Origin of the sequence: Acinetobacter sp. CIP 102637 (assembly GCF_000368425.1) — a bacterium.
GTDB lineage: Bacteria > Pseudomonadota > Gammaproteobacteria > Pseudomonadales > Moraxellaceae > Acinetobacter > Acinetobacter parvus.
In genome coordinates this window covers 2041219-2061248 of the sequence record NZ_KB849435.1, presented here as the reverse complement: position 1 = coordinate 2061248, position 20030 = coordinate 2041219, and the positions used below count along the sequence as shown (strand labels likewise).

At 43.4% G+C, this 20030-nt stretch carries 20 protein-coding genes and 5 tRNA genes; 23 read left to right on the top strand and 2 right to left on the bottom strand.

The window, feature by feature from the left end:
* Positions 1-126: 126 nt before the first annotated feature.
* Positions 127-849, top strand: a complete 723-nt coding sequence (gene phoU, locus F967_RS12910; RefSeq protein ID WP_004800329.1) for a phosphate signaling complex protein PhoU — start codon at positions 127-129, stop codon at positions 847-849.
* Between the two features lie 293 nt (positions 850-1142).
* Here the strand turns inward: phoU and F967_RS12905 are convergent, their stop codons facing one another.
* Together F967_RS12905 and argH are read right to left on the bottom strand one after the other, a co-directional pair.
* A complete protein-coding gene (locus F967_RS12905; RefSeq protein WP_004659388.1) occupies positions 1143-1415 on the bottom strand; it encodes an oxidative damage protection protein in 273 nt (90 codons plus the stop codon).
* Positions 1416-1424: 9 nt separating this feature from the next.
* Positions 1425-2858: an argininosuccinate lyase gene (argH, locus tag F967_RS12900; protein WP_034431167.1), complete on the bottom strand. Its 1434-nt coding sequence runs from the start codon at positions 2856-2858 to the stop codon at positions 1425-1427.
* Between argH and F967_RS12895 the strand changes: the two genes are divergently transcribed.
* The 22 genes from F967_RS12895 (at position 2849) to nusG (ending at position 19942) form a co-directional block, all read left to right on the top strand.
* On the top strand, positions 2849-4003 hold the full coding sequence (locus tag F967_RS12895; RefSeq protein WP_004762343.1) for a sensor histidine kinase: 1155 nt from the start codon (positions 2849-2851) through the stop codon (positions 4001-4003). The two genes, argH and F967_RS12895, sit on opposite strands and share 10 nt — an antisense overlap.
* A 52-nt stretch (positions 4004-4055) precedes the next feature.
* The gene (locus F967_RS12890; RefSeq protein ID WP_004800323.1) at positions 4056-4796 is read left to right on the top strand and encodes a LytR/AlgR family response regulator transcription factor; all 741 of its coding nucleotides are present in this window, start codon (positions 4056-4058) and stop codon (positions 4794-4796) included.
* A 103-nt stretch (positions 4797-4899) separates the two neighbouring features.
* Positions 4900-5817, top strand: coding sequence for a hydroxymethylbilane synthase (hemC, locus tag F967_RS12885; RefSeq protein ID WP_004800321.1), 918 nt, complete (start codon positions 4900-4902; stop codon positions 5815-5817).
* Complete coding sequence (locus F967_RS12880) at positions 5817-6593, top strand: uroporphyrinogen-III synthase (RefSeq protein ID WP_004800319.1); 777 nt, start codon at positions 5817-5819, stop codon at positions 6591-6593. Before hemC ends, F967_RS12880 begins: the two co-directional genes overlap by 1 nt.
* Entirely contained in the window at positions 6590-7420 is an 831-nt protein-coding gene (locus F967_RS12875) for a hypothetical protein (protein ID WP_004800317.1), read from the top strand. The genes F967_RS12880 and F967_RS12875 overlap by 4 nt, the downstream gene beginning before the upstream one ends.
* Before the next feature lie 6 nt (positions 7421-7426).
* Positions 7427-8620, top strand: coding sequence for a membrane protein (locus F967_RS12870; protein ID WP_010589460.1), 1194 nt, complete (start codon positions 7427-7429; stop codon positions 8618-8620).
* A gap of 8 nt (positions 8621-8628) precedes the next feature.
* The gene (locus F967_RS12865; protein WP_004762331.1) at positions 8629-9069 is read left to right on the top strand and encodes an acyl-CoA thioesterase; all 441 of its coding nucleotides are present in this window, start codon (positions 8629-8631) and stop codon (positions 9067-9069) included.
* Positions 9070-9455: 386 nt separating this feature from the next.
* The gene (locus tag F967_RS12860) at positions 9456-9782 is read left to right on the top strand and encodes an H-NS histone family protein (protein WP_004680745.1); all 327 of its coding nucleotides are present in this window, start codon (positions 9456-9458) and stop codon (positions 9780-9782) included.
* A gap of 179 nt (positions 9783-9961) precedes the next feature.
* Positions 9962-10705, top strand: a complete 744-nt coding sequence (gene gspN, locus F967_RS12855; protein ID WP_034431288.1) for a type II secretion system protein N — start codon at positions 9962-9964, stop codon at positions 10703-10705.
* Entirely contained in the window at positions 10705-11544 is an 840-nt protein-coding gene (locus F967_RS12850) for a type II secretion system protein N (protein WP_004800314.1), read from the top strand. The genes gspN and F967_RS12850 overlap by 1 nt, the downstream gene beginning before the upstream one ends.
* 70 nt (positions 11545-11614) lie before the next feature.
* A complete protein-coding gene (gene gspD, locus F967_RS12845) occupies positions 11615-13873 on the top strand; it encodes a type II secretion system secretin GspD (RefSeq protein WP_004800312.1) in 2259 nt (752 codons plus the stop codon).
* Between the two features lie 64 nt (positions 13874-13937).
* Complete coding sequence (locus tag F967_RS12840; protein ID WP_004800310.1) at positions 13938-14561, top strand: FHA domain-containing protein; 624 nt, start codon at positions 13938-13940, stop codon at positions 14559-14561.
* Positions 14562-14627: 66 nt separating this feature from the next.
* Positions 14628-15320: a phosphoglycolate phosphatase gene (locus F967_RS12835; RefSeq protein ID WP_004680741.1), complete on the top strand. Its 693-nt coding sequence runs from the start codon at positions 14628-14630 to the stop codon at positions 15318-15320.
* An 81-nt stretch (positions 15321-15401) separates the two neighbouring features.
* Entirely contained in the window at positions 15402-16895 is a 1494-nt protein-coding gene (gene trpE / locus F967_RS12830; RefSeq protein WP_004800308.1) for an anthranilate synthase component I, read from the top strand.
* Between the two features lie 99 nt (positions 16896-16994).
* Positions 16995-17070, top strand: a tRNA-Thr gene (locus F967_RS12825).
* 52 nt (positions 17071-17122) lie between these two features.
* Positions 17123-17206, top strand: a tRNA-Tyr gene (locus tag F967_RS12820).
* 33 nt (positions 17207-17239) lie between these two features.
* A tRNA-Gly gene (locus tag F967_RS12815) sits at positions 17240-17315 on the top strand.
* Between the two features lie 11 nt (positions 17316-17326).
* Positions 17327-17401: transfer RNA gene (locus tag F967_RS12810), tRNA-Thr, on the top strand.
* Positions 17402-17566: 165 nt separating this feature from the next.
* Entirely contained in the window at positions 17567-18757 is a 1191-nt protein-coding gene (gene tuf / locus F967_RS12805) for an elongation factor Tu (RefSeq protein WP_004762323.1), read from the top strand.
* 54 nt (positions 18758-18811) lie between these two features.
* Positions 18812-18887: transfer RNA gene (locus F967_RS12800), tRNA-Trp, on the top strand.
* A 76-nt stretch (positions 18888-18963) separates the two neighbouring features.
* A complete protein-coding gene (gene secE, locus F967_RS12795) occupies positions 18964-19401 on the top strand; it encodes a preprotein translocase subunit SecE (protein WP_004674339.1) in 438 nt (145 codons plus the stop codon).
* Positions 19402-19408: 7 nt separating this feature from the next.
* Positions 19409-19942 (top strand): transcription termination/antitermination protein NusG, encoded by a 534-nt coding sequence (gene nusG / locus F967_RS12790; protein WP_004680737.1) that lies wholly within the window; start codon positions 19409-19411, stop codon positions 19940-19942.
* Positions 19943-20030: the final 88 nt, after the last annotated feature.

The following is a 20030-nucleotide window of genomic DNA, read 5'->3' as shown; positions in this document are numbered from 1 at the left end:
TTAGATTTTTGTTTTATCAATTCACACCAATCGACTTTTGACTCAGCTGTGTTATTGTCATAAAAGTTTCATCATTGCTGTGTTTTAATCACCCATCATTTTCCATGTGTCGAGTGGAGGCATACTGTGAGTCCAAGTAATCCTGTGTTAAATCACCATATTTCTTCACAATTTAATGAAGACTTACAAGCTGTGCATACCAAATTTATGACCATGGGTGGGCTGGTTGAACAACAGGTTGCCAATGCAATCCACGCCTTGCTGGATACCGATGCAAACTTGGCGATGGATGTTCAGTTTAAGGACAATGTCGTAAATCAATATGAACGCGATATTGATGAGGGTCTCACCCTGATTTTGGCGCGCCGTCATCCCGCAGCGATTGACCTGCGTATGGTGATTGCGATGAGCAAAGCAAATACAGATTTAGAGCGGATTGGTGATGAAGCTTCAAAAATTGCACGTATTGCCCAAAATTTGTGTGAAGAGGGCGAGTCGCCGCGTGGTTATATAGAAACCCGTCATATTGGTAACCAAGTGCGTGTGATGATTCATGATGCGCTGGATGCCTTTGCCCGTCTGGATGTGGATCAGGCCTTAAAGGTGGTGATGGCGGATGTGGATATTGATCGTGAATACCAGTCGGCAACGCGTACCCTGATGACCTATATGATTGAAGATCCGCGTCATATTTCCCGTGTCATCAATGTGATGTGGGTGCTGCGTTCATTAGAACGGATTGGTGACCACGCGCGCAACATTTCCGAGCAGGTGATTTATATGGCTAAGGGAATGGATGTGCGCCACACCAGCATTGAAGAAATTGAACAGAAAGTAAATCAAAAATAATTTCAGGAATTAATATTGACCACTGAATCTGAATGATCAGTGGTTTTTTATTGGAAAAAATCCAGATAAAAAAATCCCAGACTTCGGGGGAAAAGTCTGGGAGAGAAATATCATGCGTTCTGAGATATCAATATATCTCTTTATCTTTCTTAGACTCACTGTAATTATATTCCCCTCAAGTGTCATGTAGACAACTGTGTATACTATGTAAGGCTTTATTACTTATGTAAATGTCACGTAAAAAGAGAGCTATATTTAGCTCTCTTTTATTCAGTGGTGTTAGCTGAAATGATTTACTTTTGTTCCGTCCAACCTTCTGCTTTTTCAACACTTTCGTCATTGTTGAAGAACTTCTCCCGTTGCTCTTCAAGAAACTTCTTCGCATCGGGTTCGAATACATTGAGGCGTTTTTCGTTAATAAGCGTGGTTTGGTGTTTTAACCATTCTTGCCAAGCCTGTTTTGAAACCGTCTCAAAGAATTCTTGACCTTTTGCACCTGGGAATGGTGCAAAGTCTAAACCGTCAAGCTCTTGTTTATATTTGCGGCAAAATACTTGTCTAGTCATGATTTATCCTTAAGCGTACAACTGTTCTAGGCGAGTGTGTGCACGAGTAATAGCTGCTTCAACTTGTTTTGGTGATGTCCCCCCGATATGATCACGTGCATTCACAGAAGCTTCTAAAGTTAAGGCTTTATCAAACACATCTGCTTCGATCAAATCAGAGAATTGTTGTAGCTGTTCCAGTGTTAATTCAGATAAATCTTTTTCTTCAGCCACACCAAGCGCAACTGCTTTACCTACAATTTCGTGTGCATCACGGAAAGCCACACCTCTCTTCACAAGGTAATCAGCAAGGTCAGTTGCTGTAGAGAAACCACGAAGTGCTGCTTCACGCATAATTTCAATGTTTGGAACCAGTGCAGGCACCATGTCTGCAAAGGCCATTAAGCAACCACGAACCGTATCAATTGCATCAAACAAAGGCTCTTTATCTTCTTGGTTGTCTTTGTTATATGCCAAAGGTTGACCTTTCATTAAAGTCAATAAGCTGATTAAATCACCAAACACGCGACCTGATTTACCACGAACAAGTTCAGGTACATCTGGATTTTTCTTCTGCGGCATAATTGAAGAGCCTGTGCAGAAACGATCTGGGATGTTCACGAATTTAAATTGTGCCGAAGTCCATAAAATCAGTTCTTCAGACATACGTGATAAATGCATCATGATCAATGATGCAGCAGCGTTAAATTCAATGGCAAAGTCACGATCGGAAACAGCATCGAGCGAGTTTTCTGAAACTGCTTCAAAACCCAGTAGTTCGGCTGTGTATGCGCGATCAATTGGGTAGGTTGTTCCTGCCAAGGCTGCGGAACCGAGTGGCATGCGATTAACACGCTTGCGGCAATCTTGAAGGCGTTCAGTATCGCGAACCAACATCTCAAACCAAGCCAATAGGTGATGACCAAAAGTCACGGGCTGAGCTGTTTGTAAATGAGTAAAACCAGGCATAATCGTATGCGTATTTTGACTTGCTAAACTCAGTAGGCCTTTTTGTAAGCGTAGTAATAAACCTAAAATGTCATCAATTTCATCGCGCAAATATAAACGGATGTCAGTTGCAACCTGGTCATTACGGCTACGACCAGTATGTAATTTTTTACCTGTGATGCCGATACGTTGAGTCAAGCGAGACTCAATGTTCATGTGTACATCTTCTAAATCAATACGCCATTCGAAATTACCCGCTTCGATTTCAGCTTTGATTGTATTCAAACCTTGGATAATATCATCACGTTCAGCCTCAGTCAGTACACCAACTTTAGCAAGCATGGTTGCATGTGCAATCGAACCTGCAATATCTTGTTTATAAAAACGTTGGTCAAATTGAACAGATGCGGTAAATTCTGCAACAAATGCATCTGTTGCTTCAGAGAAGCGACCGCCCCACATTCCAGAGGTTTGATTAGGGCTTGCTGAAGAAGAGGATTGAGAAGATGTGGTCATGGCAGCTCAGTAAAATAAAAAAGAGTATAGCAAATCCAAACGCAGTTGCCGAAACTCGACGCAACAAGTTATCGCAAATGCGTCATGACAATGTACAGGATCAGACATCAGCTTCCTATTTTTTTACGAAAATTGGGCAATGGCAACACTTATTGGAATTAATTGTTGCTAGTAATGTGCTGGCGATGGTGTTGGCACTGGCAGAGGCACGTTCATGGCAGGCATTGGAAACCGCCCGTGTTTTGCAATATATGTGCTTTATTAACTGGGTGATTCTGTCCTTTTCTGCACTGGTTGATTATTTTCAGGAGTTTTTTGCCAAATTTAGTCAGAAAATGGCATTAATTTTAGGCTTTATTTTGCTTCAACTGGTTGTTTTGTTTACCACTTGTGCGGTAAATATAATCCAGTACTGGGCTTCACATTCAACAGACTTTTCAGAACAGGTTTTATTTCAGGGTGTGGGCCTGCATTTAAGCTACGGCATATTGCTGGGCGCGTTTTGCATGCGTTACCTATATATGCGTGAACAATGGCTCAAACAGCAATACAGTGAGTTGAATGCACGCATTCAGGCAATGCAGGCCCGTATTCATCCACACTTTTTATTTAACAGTTTAAACAGTGTAGTGAGCCTGATTGCGATAGACCCCGATCGCGCTGAAAATATGCTGATCAGTTTGTCCCGTTTGTTCAGGGCAAGCTTTCAGGAGCTTAAACTGGTGAGTCTGGGGGAAGAGATTGATCTGTGCCAGCAGTATTTAAGTATCGAAAAAATGCGTTTAGGAGAGCGTTTAAAGGTAGAATGGAATATACAGGCAACGTCTTTGGAATTAAAACGAGTCACGATTCCATTATTAACATTGCAACCTTTGCTAGAGAATAGTATTTTTCATGGGGTAGAAAAAGTTTTACAGCCCTCAACCATTAGTGTATTGGTTGAAATATTGCAAAATCAAGTCAGTATAGTCATTACTAACCCTTATTCTCACGATACAATAAAATCGAGAAAAGGGAATGGAATTGCGATAGAAAATGTAAAACAGCGCCTGAAAGCCTATTATGGACAAACGGTCAAGTTTCAGGTTTATGGGGGAGTATCGTTATATACCACGGTGGTAAGTTATCACTATCGAGTAAAATAATAAGTTAACCATAAAAACGACGGATGAAGTTAACGGTGACAAGGAGGAGAGGATGAAAGTTCTGATTGCTGATGATGAACCTCTCGCGGTAGAGCGTTTGTCACGTTTAGTGACCCAGATGGGGCATGAAGTGATTGCGACGGCGTATCATGGGCAGGATGTGTTAAACCATATTGAAAATGATTCGCCCGATGTTGTTCTATTAGATATTCAAATGCCTGGAATGAATGGATTGGAGTGTGCTGAACAGATCAGTCATCTTAGCCCTCGTCCAGCTATTATTTTTTGTACAGCATATGATCAACACGCATTGGAAGCGTTTAAGTTTCAAGCACAGGGATATTTGCTCAAGCCTATTGCACAACAAGATTTACAACAGGTGTTTAATAGTCTGACGCAACTTACACAAGCACAAATGACTGGTTTACAACAACAAGACGATATGTACGATACTAAAACTCAACGTCATCAAATTGCTGCGAAAACTTATCGCGGGGTCGAACTTATTCCAATAGAGAATATTTACTATTTTCTAGCAGATCAGAAATATGTCACAGTACGCCATAAAAATGGCAGTGTATTAATTGATGAAACTTTAAAAGAGCTAGAATCTGAGTTTTCAGATCGTTTCATTCGAATTCATCGTAATGCTTTAGTTTCTCTTGATTATTTAGAAGGTTTGGAACTGATTGCTGCTGGTCAGTATCAGGTTAGATTACGTGAGCTGGATGAACGCCTGTCGGTGAGTCGCCGTCATTTACCAAGCTTAAGAGAATGCATGCATCAATTATAAAATATTGAACTTAAGTCAGATGAAAAATCAGTTTTTGCTTGCAATTTTAGGTGAGCAAGTTAAGTTTGAAACAATTGTTTTGATCCATGCTTAACTTGAATTTATGAAAACCTTGAAAATTGCGACTCGACAAAGCCCTCTTGCACTTTGGCAGGCCGAGCATATTCGCTCCCGTTTAAATGCGCTTTATCCCGATTTAACGGTTGAGTTGGTTAAGTTTGTGACGCAGGGTGATAAAATTCTAGATACACCGTTGGCAAAAATTGGTGGTAAAGGATTATTCGTTAAAGAACTGGAAGCTGCATTGCTGGATGGGCGTGCTGATTTGGCGGTCCATTCAATGAAAGATGTGCCGATGCACTTACCAGAAGGTTTAACACTTGCTGTGACTTGTGAGCGAGAAGATCCACTTGATGCCTTTGTTTCGAATCATTACCAAAGTTTTGATGAGTTACCTCAAGGCGCCAAAGTAGGTACATCTAGTTTGCGTCGCAAATGCCAGATTTTACAAATACGCCCTGATTTAGAGATTATTGACTTACGTGGGAATGTGGGTACACGTTTATCAAAACTTGATGATGGTTTATATGATGCCATTATTTTAGCTAGTGCAGGTCTAAAGCGTTTAGGTTTAGCGGATCGAATTCGTCATTGTTTAGCGCCTGTTTTGAGTTTACCTGCTGTTGGTCAGGGTGCATTGGGCTTAGAGTGTCGTGCAGATGATGTGGAATTATTAAAAATCATTCAACCATTACAGCATGAAGAAACCTCAATTTGTGTGCGTGCAGAACGTGCGTTTAATGCCTATCTAGAAGGTGGCTGTCAAGTTCCAATCGCAGGGTATGCAACTTTAGCCAATGATCAGCTCAGCATAGAAGGTCGTGTGGGAAGTGTGGACGGTAAAACCTTGCTCAAACAACGGTTGATTGGAACTTCAGAAGATGCTGAACAATTAGGTGAACAACTTGCACAATGCTTATTGGAGCAAGGCGCAGGTGAGTTGTTAAAAGCGTTATATTGATGCTGTTCATTAATACCCGCCCTTCAGACCGTGCCTCCAGCCTCACCCAGGCATTGACTGAGGCAGGCTATCAGATTGAAAGCCTACCCTTGCTGGAATTGGTGGCGGAATCTTTTTCTGAAGCATTGCAGCAACTTTACCAACAGCTTGAACAGGTGCAGGTGATTGTTGTGGTTAGTCCAACCGCTGTTGAGATCGGGATGCGTTATCTGCAACAGGCAGGTATCACTTTGGAACGGTTGGCGCATATTCAGTGGATTGCGGTTGGAAAAACCACCGCACAGGCATTAGCAAAGTTTAATATTAAAAGTGATGCACCTGAGATTGAAAACTCTGAGGGCATGCTGCAACTGCCGATTTTAAGGCAGCATCCCCATTTAAGTCGGATTGCGTTTTGGCGTGGTCAAGGTGGGCGACAGTTTATGATGCAGCAACTGCAACAGCGGGGTATCAGTATTCTGAATTTTGTGCTGTATCATCGACAGTGTCCTGAAATAAGCTTGAAGCGTTTTCCCGATATCTTATCAAGAATTCAACGCGATCAACCGACGATGGTGTTGATCAGCAGCGAGGCAAGCTGGAATTACTGGCAACAGCTTTGCGGCCAGGACCTTATTCAAGCACAATGGGTTTATCTGGTATTGGGTGAGCGTTTGGTGAAGATAATGGAAAATGCAGCAACGCAGGCAGGTGGGGCATTTAACATTATTCCGCTTGAAAATTTGTCTGCATCAGGGATGATTCAACGCATAAATGACTGGCAAGGAAATCTATGAGAAAAATTGTATATTTAATATTAGCACTGGGTTTGGTGTGGTTGGCCAAGCTTAGTTATGATGTTGCACAATATTCTCAAACGATTCCCCAGCTTCAACAGCAGCTTGATCAAACACAACAGCGCTATGCACTGCTGAATGACCAGTTTGTTGCTGTACAGCGTCAGGCCCAGAATAACCGTGTTGTGGAACCTGCTGAAAACATGGTGACGATGCCAGCGACAATGACAGGCGTCGCGCCTATTATTCTGATTAAGCAACACTTGCAGTTGATTCAGTTTGCAGTGGAACAGCAGCAGTTTATCTATGCACTTGAGCATTTAAATCAGTTACAGCAACAGATCGTTCAATATGCGGTTGCTCCTGCATTGCAACAAAGTTTAATGAAAGCAATTGAACAGGATCGGCTAGCTATTCAGCAGTTTGTACTGGCACAAACACAACAACAGCAGCAACTGAATCATCTACTGCAACAACTGGATCAAAAAATACAGCAAGAAATCTCCAATCCCAACATTACGCTGCAAAAGACTGCAACTGGTTCATGGTGGCAATTGTTCAGGCTGGAAAGGGTTGAACAGCCCGCTACGGATTTAATGAACCGTCATGTGCTGCTCAAGGAGGCGCAGTTACGATTATTGCTGGCATCCCAGGCCTTAAATCAGGGGCAAACTTCTGAATACCGAAAGTCAGTTCAGGAAGTCATACAGTTACTGGTGAAACTACCTGACCAAAATAGCCAACAGATCAGGTCCCGACTGGAGAAAGTATTGAATTTACCTGCTGTGCCAACGCCAAAACTGACAACACTTGGTTTGTTGGGGTAGCGAATGATGAAACAGCTTGTATTGATTTATCTACTTGTCGGTCTATTAATCTTTGCCCTGCTTGCCGTATTGAACTATGGCTATGGCGCGGGTTATGTCTATATCTACTGGCGCGATTGGCAATTCCAGAGCAGCGTTTGGGGTCTTATTCTGCTGTTTATTTTGGTGAGTCTGTTTGCACAGTTATTATGGATATTTGCTCGGCGTTATTTAGCACGTGAGCAACGAAAAAAAGAAACAGTTTTACATTTTAGAGACCTGCATCCCTATGAACAACTCGGCATTGTTTGGTTGCTGGATGCTGCCAAGGACCAGCAGGTATTTATAGAACGTGTTTTTACACAATCAGGCTTGCTGAATAATATTGTGGATGCGCAGTTTGATTATCGAAATGGAGATTATGAAACTGCGTTGCAGCATCTGGAAAAATCGGCGCCTATGGCTTTTGAACTGGCTGAGTTACAGCGTATTGATATTTTTCTGGCGCAGCAGCAAACTGAAAAGGCGTTGACCCATTTGGAATTTCTTGCCCAGCACCAGCTTTCTCCCTGGTTAAGTGAAATTGAAACAGCATATCAGCAATGTATCACGATTTTATGGGGCAAGCTGGCATTACAAAAACCGTGGTTATTTTTACGTACCACGCAGCAGGGTTTACTTGATGCTGAACATCGTGATTTATGGTTGCAGCAGTTACTTATTCAGTTTGACCAGGCTTCAGTCGATGATTTAATTGCCTTGCAGCGACGTTATTTGGCACTGCAAAGCGAGATTCAGGCGCGACCATACAGTAGTAAAGTCCTGTGGCTGAAATTAATGGCACGACTGCCAGAAATGAGCCTGCAACACGAAGATTTAGCCTTACATTTATTGCAGGAACATTTTGACCCAGAGGTGTTTTATCTTTGGTTCCAGCAGCAGTTATTAAAGCAGATTCCAGATTATGCTTATGTGGAACAGCGTATAATCCAGCTTGAGCAGCGTTATACCAGTGTACCCATGTTGACGTTCGCCAAGTGGCATATTTATGTGGCGACACAGCGCCAGCAAGAGGCGGAACAGCTCTTAAGCCTATATCCAGATAACATTTTAATGAGCTACCTGCGCATTAAAACCGTGCTTGGCGATAATCCTGATTTAATCAGGCAGTTAAATTTAATTTTTGAAAATGATGTTAATTTTCTTAACTTTAAAATATGAGTGGAAATATGCAAGAACTGTCTATCTATCCTGTTGTTCACGAGCAAACTGTGGCTTGGGGAGATATGGATGCTTTTGGCCATGTCAATAATGTGCAGTATTACCGATATATTGAAAGTGCGCGAATTGCGTACTTAATGGTATTAAATATATTTGAAAATGATATATTGACTGTGGTGGCTTCCAGCCAGTGTAAATATTTAAGACCAGTATTCTATCCCGATGTATTGTATATTGGGGCACGTATTGAAGAACTGAGAAACAGTGCATTTCGTATGCATTATATGTTATGGAGTCAGGCACAAAACCAGGTTGTTGCAACGGGTGAAGCTGTGTTGGTATGTGTGGATAAACAAACTTCACAGAAAGTGAATATCCCAGAGTTGATTAGGAACAGGATCATTCAGCTTGAAGCCAGTGTAGGACACAATCTAGCTGCTGGTGAATAGTAAAGACAATTATGTCTATTTTACGGAATTAAAATAGACATTTATTGCATCAAATTCTTGCATATTTCTGATCATGACTTGTGTGAAGAGAGGCAGTATTTTATTTCTCAAATAAGAAAAAATGAGTCAAAATTAAGAAAAAATTAATATTCTTTTTGATAGATCTTACAGTCTGCTTATTTGGATTAATTTCATTTGATTGAGCAAAGCTGTCCATATTTTATTTAATTATAAATAAAAAGCTCATTTTATGGATTGATTTGATTAAGTAGACTATTCTGATATTGATTATTTAATCACTTATAAATTAATATAGTTTTGAATTTTAAAATTCATTTTTTATTTTTGAGTGATATATTTCCTTTTTTAGATTTGGAGCATTTCGAATGAAACCTGATATTAGTAAATTATCTGTTGAAGAATTAAAACGCTTACAAGTAGAAGCTGAGGCTTTAATTGTAAGTAAAAAAGATCAAGCAATTGAAGATGCTTATGATCAGATTGTTGCGATTGCGGATGGTCTGGGCTTTAGCATTGAAGAACTATTGGAACTTGGCGAGCAAAAACGTAAAAAAACAACGCGTAAAGCCGTAGAACCACGTTACCGTAATAAAAATAATCCTGAAGATACTTGGACTGGACGTGGTAAGCAGCCACGCTGGTTGGTTGCTGAGTTAGAGAAAGGTGCAAAACTTGAAGATTTCTTAATCTAATCGAGTTTTAAAAGTCATGATTTTGTCATACGATGACTTTACCCTGTTTCAAAAGCCAGGCTGAAAAAGCTTGGTTTTTTTATATCAGAGAATTGGCGATGTTGAAAAAGTATGCATAATGTCATTCGGAGAGCAAGTTTCTCAAAATGGACGGTCTGTTGCATGTTGGTAAGGATGGAATGAAGAAAAAAACCAAACAATGGAAATGGTGGATTTTCGCCATATTTGCATTTTTAATTTTTATTATTTTACAAATTCCAGCAACATGGTTAATTGCGAAATTTTCAAAAGATAATCAAATATTACATAATGTCAGCGGCAATATCTGGCAGGGACAGGCAGATTGGCAGCAAGGCCAGCTGCGCGGTTCCGTGCACTGGAAAACACGTCCTTTAGACCTGTTGCTCATGCGTTTGGGTGCCAACCTCGATATTCATAGTGGCAATACCCAGTTCAATGGTGTGTTTGGCTATGGTTTTGGCCAGAAAATCATGGTCAGGGACTTACAGGGAACAATTTCGCCTGAGACGCTGAAATATTTTGCAAATTGGCAATGGCCCCAAAATGCGATTCAGCTCAAGGATGTGCAGTTAAACTATCAGAAAGAAAAAGGTTTTGGTTCGGCAAAAGGCCAGTTGCATTGGGGTGGCGGTGAATTGAGCTATACCTTTGGCCAGCGTCAGGATCGTATGAATGTACCATCCCTGATCGCTGAATTAAAGGATGAAAACGGGCAACTACAGATAGATGTCCGTGACCAGCGCAGCCAGAAAATGGCAAATCTTAGCTTAGATCCGAGTTTCATGTTGGATGTACAGTTGACACAACGTATGCTGTTGAATATTCCATCATATCAAGGTAAGGCTGGACTGGACACCTATGTGATCAGTTCCCGTCAGCCATTGTTGCAGGGTGGTTTTTAATGAATGCATTGACGCAGAGAATGCGGCAACTACGCTGGCAAAAGCTGGATAAACTCAGTGCACTGGTTCTGGGATTGCTGATTTTATGGCTATGCTGGAAGCTGGCCTCATTGTTCTGGTGGGTGGTTGCGCCCCCACAGCCGATGCAGTTTGATCGGGTTGAGCTGGGTTCACAGCAGGCAAGGGTGCCAAACATCAGTTCATTTGCACTGTTTAATGAACCTGCTGCAACAACGGCACAGGACAATGTGAATTTGGAACTACAGGGTGTGTTGCTGGGGTACCCAAGTTATTTATCTTCCGCGGTGATCAAGCTGAATGATACCGCCGAGCGTTATCGTGTGGGGGAAACAATCGGTTCAACTTCATATCAACTGGCGGAAGTGTACTGGGATCATGTCATTTTAAGGCAGGGCAATGGTGCAACCCGTGAAGTCAAGTTCAAGGGGCTTGATAAGGGGCTTTATCAGCCAATTGCACCATTATCTACGAATAATAACAGCAACAGTGTGCCACCTCAGACACCACCAGCACAGAATACTGCACAATCTGCTCTAGGTCAGGCTATTCAGCAAATGCAGGATAACCGTGAGCAATATCTGAAAAATATGGGTGTCGCTGGCGGAGCGGATGGTTATGAAATATCGGATCGGACCCCCAGTGCCTTAAAAAACACCTTGGGTTTACGCTCGGGTGATCGTATCCTATCGGTCAACGGTCAGACCATTGGACCAGGACTCAGCGAAGTACAATTACTAGAGCAGGTACGTCGTGAGGGGCATGCCAAAATAGAAATAAAACGTGGTGATCAAGTGATGACCATACAACAGAGTTTTTAGAACCCCCTATAATTCCCCCTTGTCAAAGGGGAATACAAAAGGGTTTACAAGTTAGGAACAAGTGCAAGTTATGGCTTTCTTGAATCATCAACGTCCACTTTGGGCACTACTTGCTGCCGCGCCTTTGGTTGCGACCATCAGTACCAATGTGCAAGCACAAACATGGAAGATCAACCTACGTGATGCAGACTTAACTGCATTCATTAATGAAGTTGCTGATATTACAGGCAAGAATTTTGCAGTTGACCCTCGTGTGCGTGGCAATGTGACGGTTATCTCCAATAAGGCGCTCAATAAAGATGAGGTGTATGACCTGTTTTTGGGAGTGTTGAATGTCAATGGCGTGGTGGCGTTACCCTCTGGAAATACGGTAAAACTCGTTCCCGACAGTAATGCGAAAAACTCGGGTATTCCTTATGATGCACGTAACCGTGCAGGTGGCGACCAGATTGTCACCCGTGTCATCTGGCTGGAAAATACCAATCCGAATGACCTGATTCCTGCACTACGTCCACTGATGCCACAGTTTGCACATTTGGCAGCGGTTGCTGGCACCAATGCATTAATTGTTTCAGACCGCGCGACCAATATTTACCAACTGCAAAACATTATTCGCAATCTGGATGGTACAGGCCAGAATGATATTGAAGCCATTACACTGCAATCGAGCCAGGCCGAAGAAATTATTGGTTTGCTGGAAACCATGAGCGCCACTGGAGCATCCAAGGACTTTATTGGTTCGCGTGTACGGGTCATTGCTGATAATCGAACCAACCGAATCCTGATCAAGGGTGATCCTGATTCACGTAAGCGTTTGCGCCATACCATTGAAATGCTGGATGTGCCCTCGGCAGACCGTTTGGGTGGCTTAAAGGTATTCCGTTTAAAATATGCCAGTGCAAAAAATCTGGCTGAGATCCTGCAAGGATTGGTGACGGGACAGTCTGTTTCCTCATCATCTGGCTCAAATAATGCGAATAAATCCAGTTCGACAACTAACTTAACTTCTGGTAGTCAGGGTCAGAGTGGGAGTTCTCCTGCTGGTGTCAACTCATCCATTAGCCTGAACAGTGGTTTTAATAACAGCCAGAATAATGCTGGCATCACCAGTTTTAATGGCAATGGTGTCAGTATTATTGCCGATGGCACTCAAAATGCCCTGGTGGTGAAGGCTGACCCACAACTGATGCGTGAAATTGAAGCGGCAATTCAACAGTTGGATATTCGCCGTCAGCAAGTGTTGATTGAGGCCGCGATTATTGAGGTGTCAGGAAATGATGCAGATCAATTGGGGATTCAATGGGCACTGGGTGATTTAAGCAGTGGTGTTGGTCTGATGAGTTTTAGTAATGTCGGGGCAAGTCTCGCATCAATTGCCGCAGGTTATGCCAGTGCTGGGGCAAGTGGCGCAGCCGCAGCCATTGCTGGAGATGCCAGCAAAGGCAATGGCGCTACATTCGGGGTAGGTAATTTTGAGAATTCACGCAAAGCTTATGGTGCGTTGATACAAGCCTTGAAAACCAATACCAAATCTAATTTCTTGTCCACTCCTTCGATTGTGACGATGGACAATGAAGAAGCCTATATCGTTGTTGGTCAGAACGTTCCGTTTGTGACAGGTTCAGTATCGACAGGAACTTCGGGTACGGTAAACCCTTATACCACTGTTGAGCGCAAGGACGTTGGTGTCACCTTAAAGGTGGTTCCGCATATTGGTGAAAACGGTACAGTTCGCCTTGAGGTTGAACAGGAAGTTTCGGACGTTCAGAACAATAAGGGCCAGGCAACCGACCTTGTCACCAATAAACGTGCCATTAAAACGGCTGTGCTTGCTGAACATGGTCAAACTGTGGTGCTGGGTGGTTTGATTGCGGACAATACTGCATTGTCACGTCAAGGTGTTCCTGGACTGAGTGATATTCCTTATCTGGGGCGTTTATTCCAGGCCAACAGTAGAAGCAATGAAAAACGCAACCTGCTGGTGTTTATCCATCCAACCATTGTAGGCGATGCCGATGATGTACGCCGTTTATCGCAGCAACGCTATAACCAGCTTTACAGCCTACAGCTTGCAATGGACAACAATGGCAACTTTGCAAAATTGCCAGAAAATGTGGGGGATATTTACCAGCAACAAGCTGTGTTGAATAGCTCACCCTATCAAAAAGTTCCAACAGCGATACAAAGCAAGACAGTTGTGGTGACCACACCTGTTGCCGTTGATGCGCCACCTGTGCAGAGGCAAAGCATACAGCTTCCCGCTAAGGCGACTGAACGGAGCAGGAATACGGTGACAACAACGACTATTCGCCCTACGTATTCACAGTAGATGCACAGAAGCGCTTGTGTCAAAATGTTATTATTGCAAGAAAATATGATAAGGATAGGCATCTATGACTTGGAAACTGCAAGCCATTACAGGTGAATTTACGGGGCAGGAAATTAGTGTCGAACGTGACATGCTGGTGGGGCGGCATCAGGACGCTGAAATTTTGTTGCAGTCCACTGATATTTCACGAAAACATGCTGCATTACTGTTTAGAGATGACCATATTTGGGTAAAAGATTTAAAGTCTACAAATGGAACATTTGTGAATGGTGAGCGTGTTGAGCAGGAACAGGAGATAGAATTGCATGATGGGGATATGCTCCAGTTTGCCAGTTTTATGTTTATGATTCTTGCTCCTGAGCGTTATAAGGCTCATTTACCTGAAATTGACGTTGAGCCAGTAACGACAGTACCGCATGATCAGGGAATGCCAAGCATTGCCGAGCGTGCCGCTGAAACACGTATTACACGTGATGGCATGCCACAACAGGTTTCCATCCCAAAACCTGCACCAATACCAGAAAATGTGCAAGTTGAGGCGGTTGCTGAGCCAAAGCCTATGCCTATGCAAGAGCCACTCTCCCGTGTGGCTCAGGAAAAAGAGCAGCAGAAAAATGCTTCAGTTGGCCTGATTTCCATTATTATTTTAGTGATTTTGGCGGTGATTGCCTGGCTGTTCTTTAAATAATCAGTCTAAGCTTCTACAATCAAAGGCATGCTAGAAAGCATGCCTTTTTATTTCTGAGTAAATTCAATGTCTGTTGCACAGTTACAAAGTCGTCATCTTATTTTGTTTGATCTGGATGGAACACTGGTTGATTCCGCAGCCGATTTATATCGGGCCATGAACCTGAGTCTGGAAAAACTACAATTTCCTCTGGTGACAGAGGAACAAGTGCGTGCATGGGTGGGTAAGGGCGCGGCAAAACTATGTGAGACCGTACTTGAACATATATTTGGGCAGGTGAATACTGAGCAGCAAACGCAATTGCTGGATACGTTTGTGGACATTTATGCTCAGGAGTTGTGTGTCAATACTCAGGTCTACACAGGTATCTTGCCTTTTCTGGACTATTGCCAGAGCCATAACATGGTGATGGCATGTGTCACCAATAAACCTGAACATTTGGCAAAAGGGATATTACAGATTCTTAAACTTGATCATTACTTTAAATTGGTCATTGGCGGTGATACCTTGCCTGAGCGCAAACCCCATCCATTGCCATTACTGCATTGTATGCAGCTGTGTCAGGTATCCGCGGCGGAAACCCTGATGATTGGGGACTCAAGTAATGATGTGGAAGCTGCAAGACGTGCAGGTATAGATTGTATTGTGGTCAGCTATGGCTATAATCATGGAGAAAATATCCATGACTGCCAGCCACAACAGGTGGTGGACAGTCTGGAAGAGTTAGTTGAGGAAGATCTGGTGAGGAGAAAGGCATGAAAGCTGTTATGGTTTTTCGATGGCGGGCTTGAAGCAGCATTAAACGAAAACGCACAAAAATCGAAACTATAGAGAAAATTCATGACCACCCTCGTACAATTTGAGCAACTCAAGGCCGCTGGCTATAACACCATTCCCGTATACCGTCAGCGACTGGCAGATACAGAAACACCACTCTCAGTTTTCGCACGTTTTAAAGAGCAAAAGCAGGCCTACTTATTTGAATCAGTGGAAGGCGGGGAGAACTGGGCGCGTTATTCAATGATCGGCTTGGGCGAGTCAACTGTCTTTTCATGCAATGCGGGTATCCTTACGGTTCAGCAGGCGGATGGTTCCGTATCCCAGCAAGACTGTAGCGATCCATTCCAGTATATTCGCGACTTCCAAAGCCAGTTCAAGGTTCCCACCCAAAAAGAATTGCCTGATCTACCTAGCTTTACAGGTGGACTGGTTGGATATTTGGGCTATGACGCTGTTCGTTATATCGAACCAAAACTAAAAAATGTTCCAGCAGCTGACCCTGTCACCTTGCCTGACTTGTGGTTGATGCTGTCCCAAACCGTGATTGTGTTTGACAACCTGAAAGATACGCTGTTCCTGATTCATCATGCCGATGCAAACCAGGCAGATGCCTATGTACAGGCACAAGCCAGGCTGGACCAGCTGGAGCAACTGCTTGCAGTCCCTGTTAGCCTACAGGCCAAGCCGCATACACCACCGCATTTTGAATCCATCACAGGTAAGGCGAGGTTTCTTGAGACCATTGAAAAGGTCAAGGAATATATCCGCGCTGGTGATGTGATGCAGGTGGTGCCTGGACAGCGGATGGTGTCTGATTTTGATGGTGAGGCCTTGCAGGTTTACCGTGCATTGCGTCACCTCAACCCATCACCCTACCTGTTTTTGGTGCAAGGGCAAACCCTGACAGACCAGAAACCTTTTCATATTGTGGGTTCTTCGCCAGAGATTTTATCCCGTCTGGAAAATGGCATTGCAACTGTACGGCCTTTGGCGGGTACGCGACCACGGGGCAAGACCAAGGAGGAAGACCTGGCGTTGGAGCAGGACTTGCTGGCAGATGAAAAGGAGATTGCTGAGCATTTAATGCTGATTGATCTTGGGCGTAATGATGTGGGGCGTATCTCCAAAATTGGCAAGGTGCAGGTGACTGATCAAATGGTGATCGAACGCTATTCGCACGTCATGCATATTGTTTCCAATGTGCAGGGAGAAGTGCGTGATGATGTGGATGCATTGGATGTTTTTAAGGCAACTTTTCCAGCGGGCACACTTTCAGGCGCACCAAAAATCCGTGCAATGGAGATCATTGACGAAGTTGAGCCTGTAAAACGTGGCGTATTTGGTGGGGCAGTCGGTTATCTGGGCTGGCATGGGGAGATGGATATGTCGATTGCAATCCGTACCTGTGTCATCCGTGATCAAAAGGTCTATGTGCAGGCGGGGGCAGGACTGGTGGCGGACTCAAATCCTGAGTCTGAGTGGAATGAAACCCAGATAAAAGCTCGCGCAGTGATCAAGGCGGTTGAATTATCGTCAAACGGATTGATTTTATGAGTTTTTCGCAGTTTTTCTAAAAAAACTGCTTGCATCATGTGTGAGTTTTGCTAAACTGCACACCGTTCCGATATGAAACGTATCAAACGTTAAGATAAAGCCGGCATAGCTCAGTTGGTAGAGCAACTGACTTGTAATCAGTAGGTCCACAGTTCGAATCCGTGTGCCGGCACCATCTTAAAGTTGATAGGTTGAATAAAGGATGGCACTGCAAGTAAGTGCGATATGGTGGGATTCCCGAGCGGCCAAAGGGGGCAGACTGTAACTCTGCTACGAAAGTTTCGAAGGTTCGAATCCTTCTCCCACCACCATTCGACTTCGATATAAGTGGTCAGTACCAACATGCGGGAGTAACTCAGTTGGTAGAGTGGCAGCCTTCCAAGCTGCATGTCGCGAGTTCGATCCTCGTCTCCCGCTCCATCGAAGAGATCGCTCTTATAGCTCAGTGGTAGAGCACTCCCTTGGTAAGGGAGAGGTCTCGAGTTCAAATCTCGATAAGAGCTCCAGATATACAGCTTAGTAGAAAATATCTACAAAATTTAAAGAAGCAGGCTATTATAGTCTGCTTTTCAAGTATTAGGTGTCTAGTTTTTTAGGCGAATGTCGATAAAGAAAGTTTTTCAGGGTTGTTTTTCTCTAAACTGGTGTCGACGTAAACGAGGAAGATCATCATGGCTAAAGCCAAGTTTGAACGTAATAAACCACACGTAAACGTGGGTACAATTGGTCACGTTGACCATGGTAAAACAACTTTAACTGCTGCGATTGCAACTATCTGTGCAAAAACTTACGGCGGTGAAGCGAAAGATTACTCACAAATCGACTCAGCTCCTGAAGAAAAAGCACGTGGTATTACCATTAATACATCACACGTAGAATACGATTCTCCAATCCGTCACTACGCTCACGTAGACTGCCCAGGCCACGCCGATTATGTTAAAAACATGATCACTGGTGCTGCTCAGATGGACGGCGCGATCCTTGTATGTGCTGCGACTGATGGTCCAATGCCACAAACTCGTGAACACATCCTGCTTTCTCGTCAGGTAGGTGTACCTTACATCATCGTATTCTTAAACAAGTGTGACCTTGTTGATGATGAAGAATTACTTGAATTAGTAGAAATGGAAGTTCGTGAACTTCTTTCTACTTATGACTTCCCAGGTGATGACACTCCAATCATCCGTGGTTCAGCGCTTCAAGCATTGAACGGCAATGATGGCGAATATGGTGAGAAATCAGTTCTTGCACTTGTAGAAGCGCTTGACTCTTACATTCCAGAACCAGAGCGTGCAATCGATAAACCATTCTTGATGCCAATCGAAGACGTGTTCTCAATTTCTGGTCGTGGCACAGTGGTAACAGGTCGTGTTGAAGCTGGTATCGTTAAAGTTGGTGAATCTGTTGAAATCGTTGGTATCCGTGATACTCAAACGACTACAGTTACTGGCGTTGAAATGTTCCGTAAACTTCTTGACGAAGGTCGTGCGGGCGAGAACTGTGGTGTTCTTCTCCGTGGTACCAAGCGTGAAGACGTACAACGTGGTCAGGTACTTGCTAAGCCAGGTACAATCAAGCCGCACACTAAATTCGATGCAGAAGTATACGTACTTTCTAAAGAAGAAGGTGGTCGTCATACTCCATTCCTTAACGGTTACCGTCCACAGTTCTACTTCCGTACAACTGACGTAACTGGCGCGATCAAACTACAAGATGGCGTAGAAATGGTAATGCCTGGTGACAACGTAGAAATGTCAGTAGAGTTAATCCACCCGATCGCAATGGACCCAGGTCTACGTTTTGCAATCCGTGAAGGTGGTCGTACTGTAGGTGCTGGTGTTGTTGCTAAAGTAACTGCATAAGCTCCATACTGTGTTAGACTCAAATCGAAAGCTTCGGCTTTCGATTTGCTTAATAGGTCAGTAGTTCAATTGGTAGAGCGTCGGTCTCCAAAACCGAATGTTGGGGGTTCGAGTCCCTCCTGGCCTGCCACTTTTTTTAAATAAAAAAGCTTGATTCTGGCTAAGTTGTCATATAATAAGTCGCGAATTGAACGACGAGTAAAAAAATGTCGAATGATAAATCGCGTGACGCATTAAGCGACGCGCCAATCCCTCAAAGAAATAATGCAGAAGTTGTAAGTTCAGGTTCGCCATTGGATGCTGTGCTGTGGTTGGTTGCTATTGCTTTGCTAATCGGTTCTGCATTGGTAAATCAGCATTTACCTGCCTATTGGGCGCCTGCAAATGATATTTGGGTGCGCGTTGGGGTAATTTTGGCTTGTATCGTTGTCGCTTTAGGTTTATTATACGCCACCCATCAAGGTAAAGGCTTTGTGCGCTTGTTGCAAGATGCACGAATTGAACTGCGTCGAGTGACTTGGCCGACGAAACAAGAGACGATCACCACTTCGTGGCAGGTGCTCTTGGTAGTAATTATTGCATCTCTAGTGTTGTGGTGCTTTGATTATGGGTTAGGTTGGTTTATTAAGTTAATTATCGGGTAAGAGCGCCATGAAACGTTGGTATATTATTCATGCCTATTCAGGTTTTGAAAAACAAGTGATGCGTTCGCTTAATGAACGTATTCAACGTAGCACGGTAGCTGACAGCTTTGGTGAAGTCCTAGTTCCTACTGAAGAAGTAGTTGAAATGAAGGACGGTAAGAAACGTAAATCTGAACGTAAATTCTTTCCAGGCTATGTGTTAGTCGAAATGGAAATGAATGATGATACTTGGCACATTGTAAAAGAATGTCCAAAGGTTCTTGGTTTTATCGGCGGTACGCCAGAAAAACCAGCACCAATTTCTCAACGTGAAGCTGATGCGATTCTTGCTCGTGTACGTAATACTGGTGAAGCACCGCGTCCTAAGACGATGTTTGAACCAGGTGAAGAATTACTCGTTATTGATGGTCCGTTCACTGACTTTAAAGGAGTCGTGGAGGAAGTTCAGTACGAAAAGTCGCGTTTAACGTTGACGATTAATGTATTTAATCGACCAACTCAGGTTGAACTCGAGTTTCGACAAGTCGAAAAAACGATTTAATTTGAGTTGGTTGGTAAGCGCCCGATTTGATCGGGCATTGTTGTTCTAACACTTTGGTGTTGTTTAATTTTTTGGGGAGCCTGACGGC

Excerpts from the sequence above, each read along its gene's own strand:
- nusG (WP_004680737.1), top strand. The coding sequence starts at position 19,409 with ATGAAACGTTGGTATATTATTCATGCCTATTCAGGTTTTGAAAAACAA.
- F967_RS12895 (WP_004762343.1), top strand. The coding sequence starts at position 2,849 with ATGTGGTCATGGCAGCTCAGTAAAATAAAAAAGAGTATAGCAAATCCA.
- F967_RS12835 (WP_004680741.1), top strand. The coding sequence starts at position 14,628 with ATGTCTGTTGCACAGTTACAAAGTCGTCATCTTATTTTGTTTGATCTG.
- secE (WP_004674339.1), top strand. The coding sequence starts at position 18,964 with ATGTCGAATGATAAATCGCGTGACGCATTAAGCGACGCGCCAATCCCT.
- gspN (WP_034431288.1), top strand. The coding sequence starts at position 9,962 with ATGAAGAAAAAAACCAAACAATGGAAATGGTGGATTTTCGCCATATTT.
- trpE (WP_004800308.1), top strand. The coding sequence starts at position 15,402 with ATGACCACCCTCGTACAATTTGAGCAACTCAAGGCCGCTGGCTATAAC.
- F967_RS12850 (WP_004800314.1), top strand. The coding sequence starts at position 10,705 with ATGAATGCATTGACGCAGAGAATGCGGCAACTACGCTGGCAAAAGCTG.
- F967_RS12890 (WP_004800323.1), top strand. The coding sequence starts at position 4,056 with ATGAAAGTTCTGATTGCTGATGATGAACCTCTCGCGGTAGAGCGTTTG.
- hemC (WP_004800321.1), top strand. The coding sequence starts at position 4,900 with ATGAAAACCTTGAAAATTGCGACTCGACAAAGCCCTCTTGCACTTTGG.
- F967_RS12860 (WP_004680745.1), top strand. The coding sequence starts at position 9,456 with ATGAAACCTGATATTAGTAAATTATCTGTTGAAGAATTAAAACGCTTA.
- gspD (WP_004800312.1), top strand. The coding sequence starts at position 11,615 with ATGGCTTTCTTGAATCATCAACGTCCACTTTGGGCACTACTTGCTGCC.
- F967_RS12875 (WP_004800317.1), top strand. The coding sequence starts at position 6,590 with ATGAGAAAAATTGTATATTTAATATTAGCACTGGGTTTGGTGTGGTTG.
- F967_RS12880 (WP_004800319.1), top strand. The coding sequence starts at position 5,817 with ATGCTGTTCATTAATACCCGCCCTTCAGACCGTGCCTCCAGCCTCACC.
- F967_RS12905 (WP_004659388.1), bottom strand. The coding sequence starts at position 1,415 with ATGACTAGACAAGTATTTTGCCGCAAATATAAACAAGAGCTTGACGGT.
- tuf (WP_004762323.1), top strand. The coding sequence starts at position 17,567 with ATGGCTAAAGCCAAGTTTGAACGTAATAAACCACACGTAAACGTGGGT.
- argH (WP_034431167.1), bottom strand. The coding sequence starts at position 2,858 with ATGACCACATCTTCTCAATCCTCTTCTTCAGCAAGCCCTAATCAAACC.
- F967_RS12870 (WP_010589460.1), top strand. The coding sequence starts at position 7,427 with ATGAAACAGCTTGTATTGATTTATCTACTTGTCGGTCTATTAATCTTT.
- F967_RS12865 (WP_004762331.1), top strand. The coding sequence starts at position 8,629 with ATGCAAGAACTGTCTATCTATCCTGTTGTTCACGAGCAAACTGTGGCT.
- F967_RS12840 (WP_004800310.1), top strand. The coding sequence starts at position 13,938 with ATGACTTGGAAACTGCAAGCCATTACAGGTGAATTTACGGGGCAGGAA.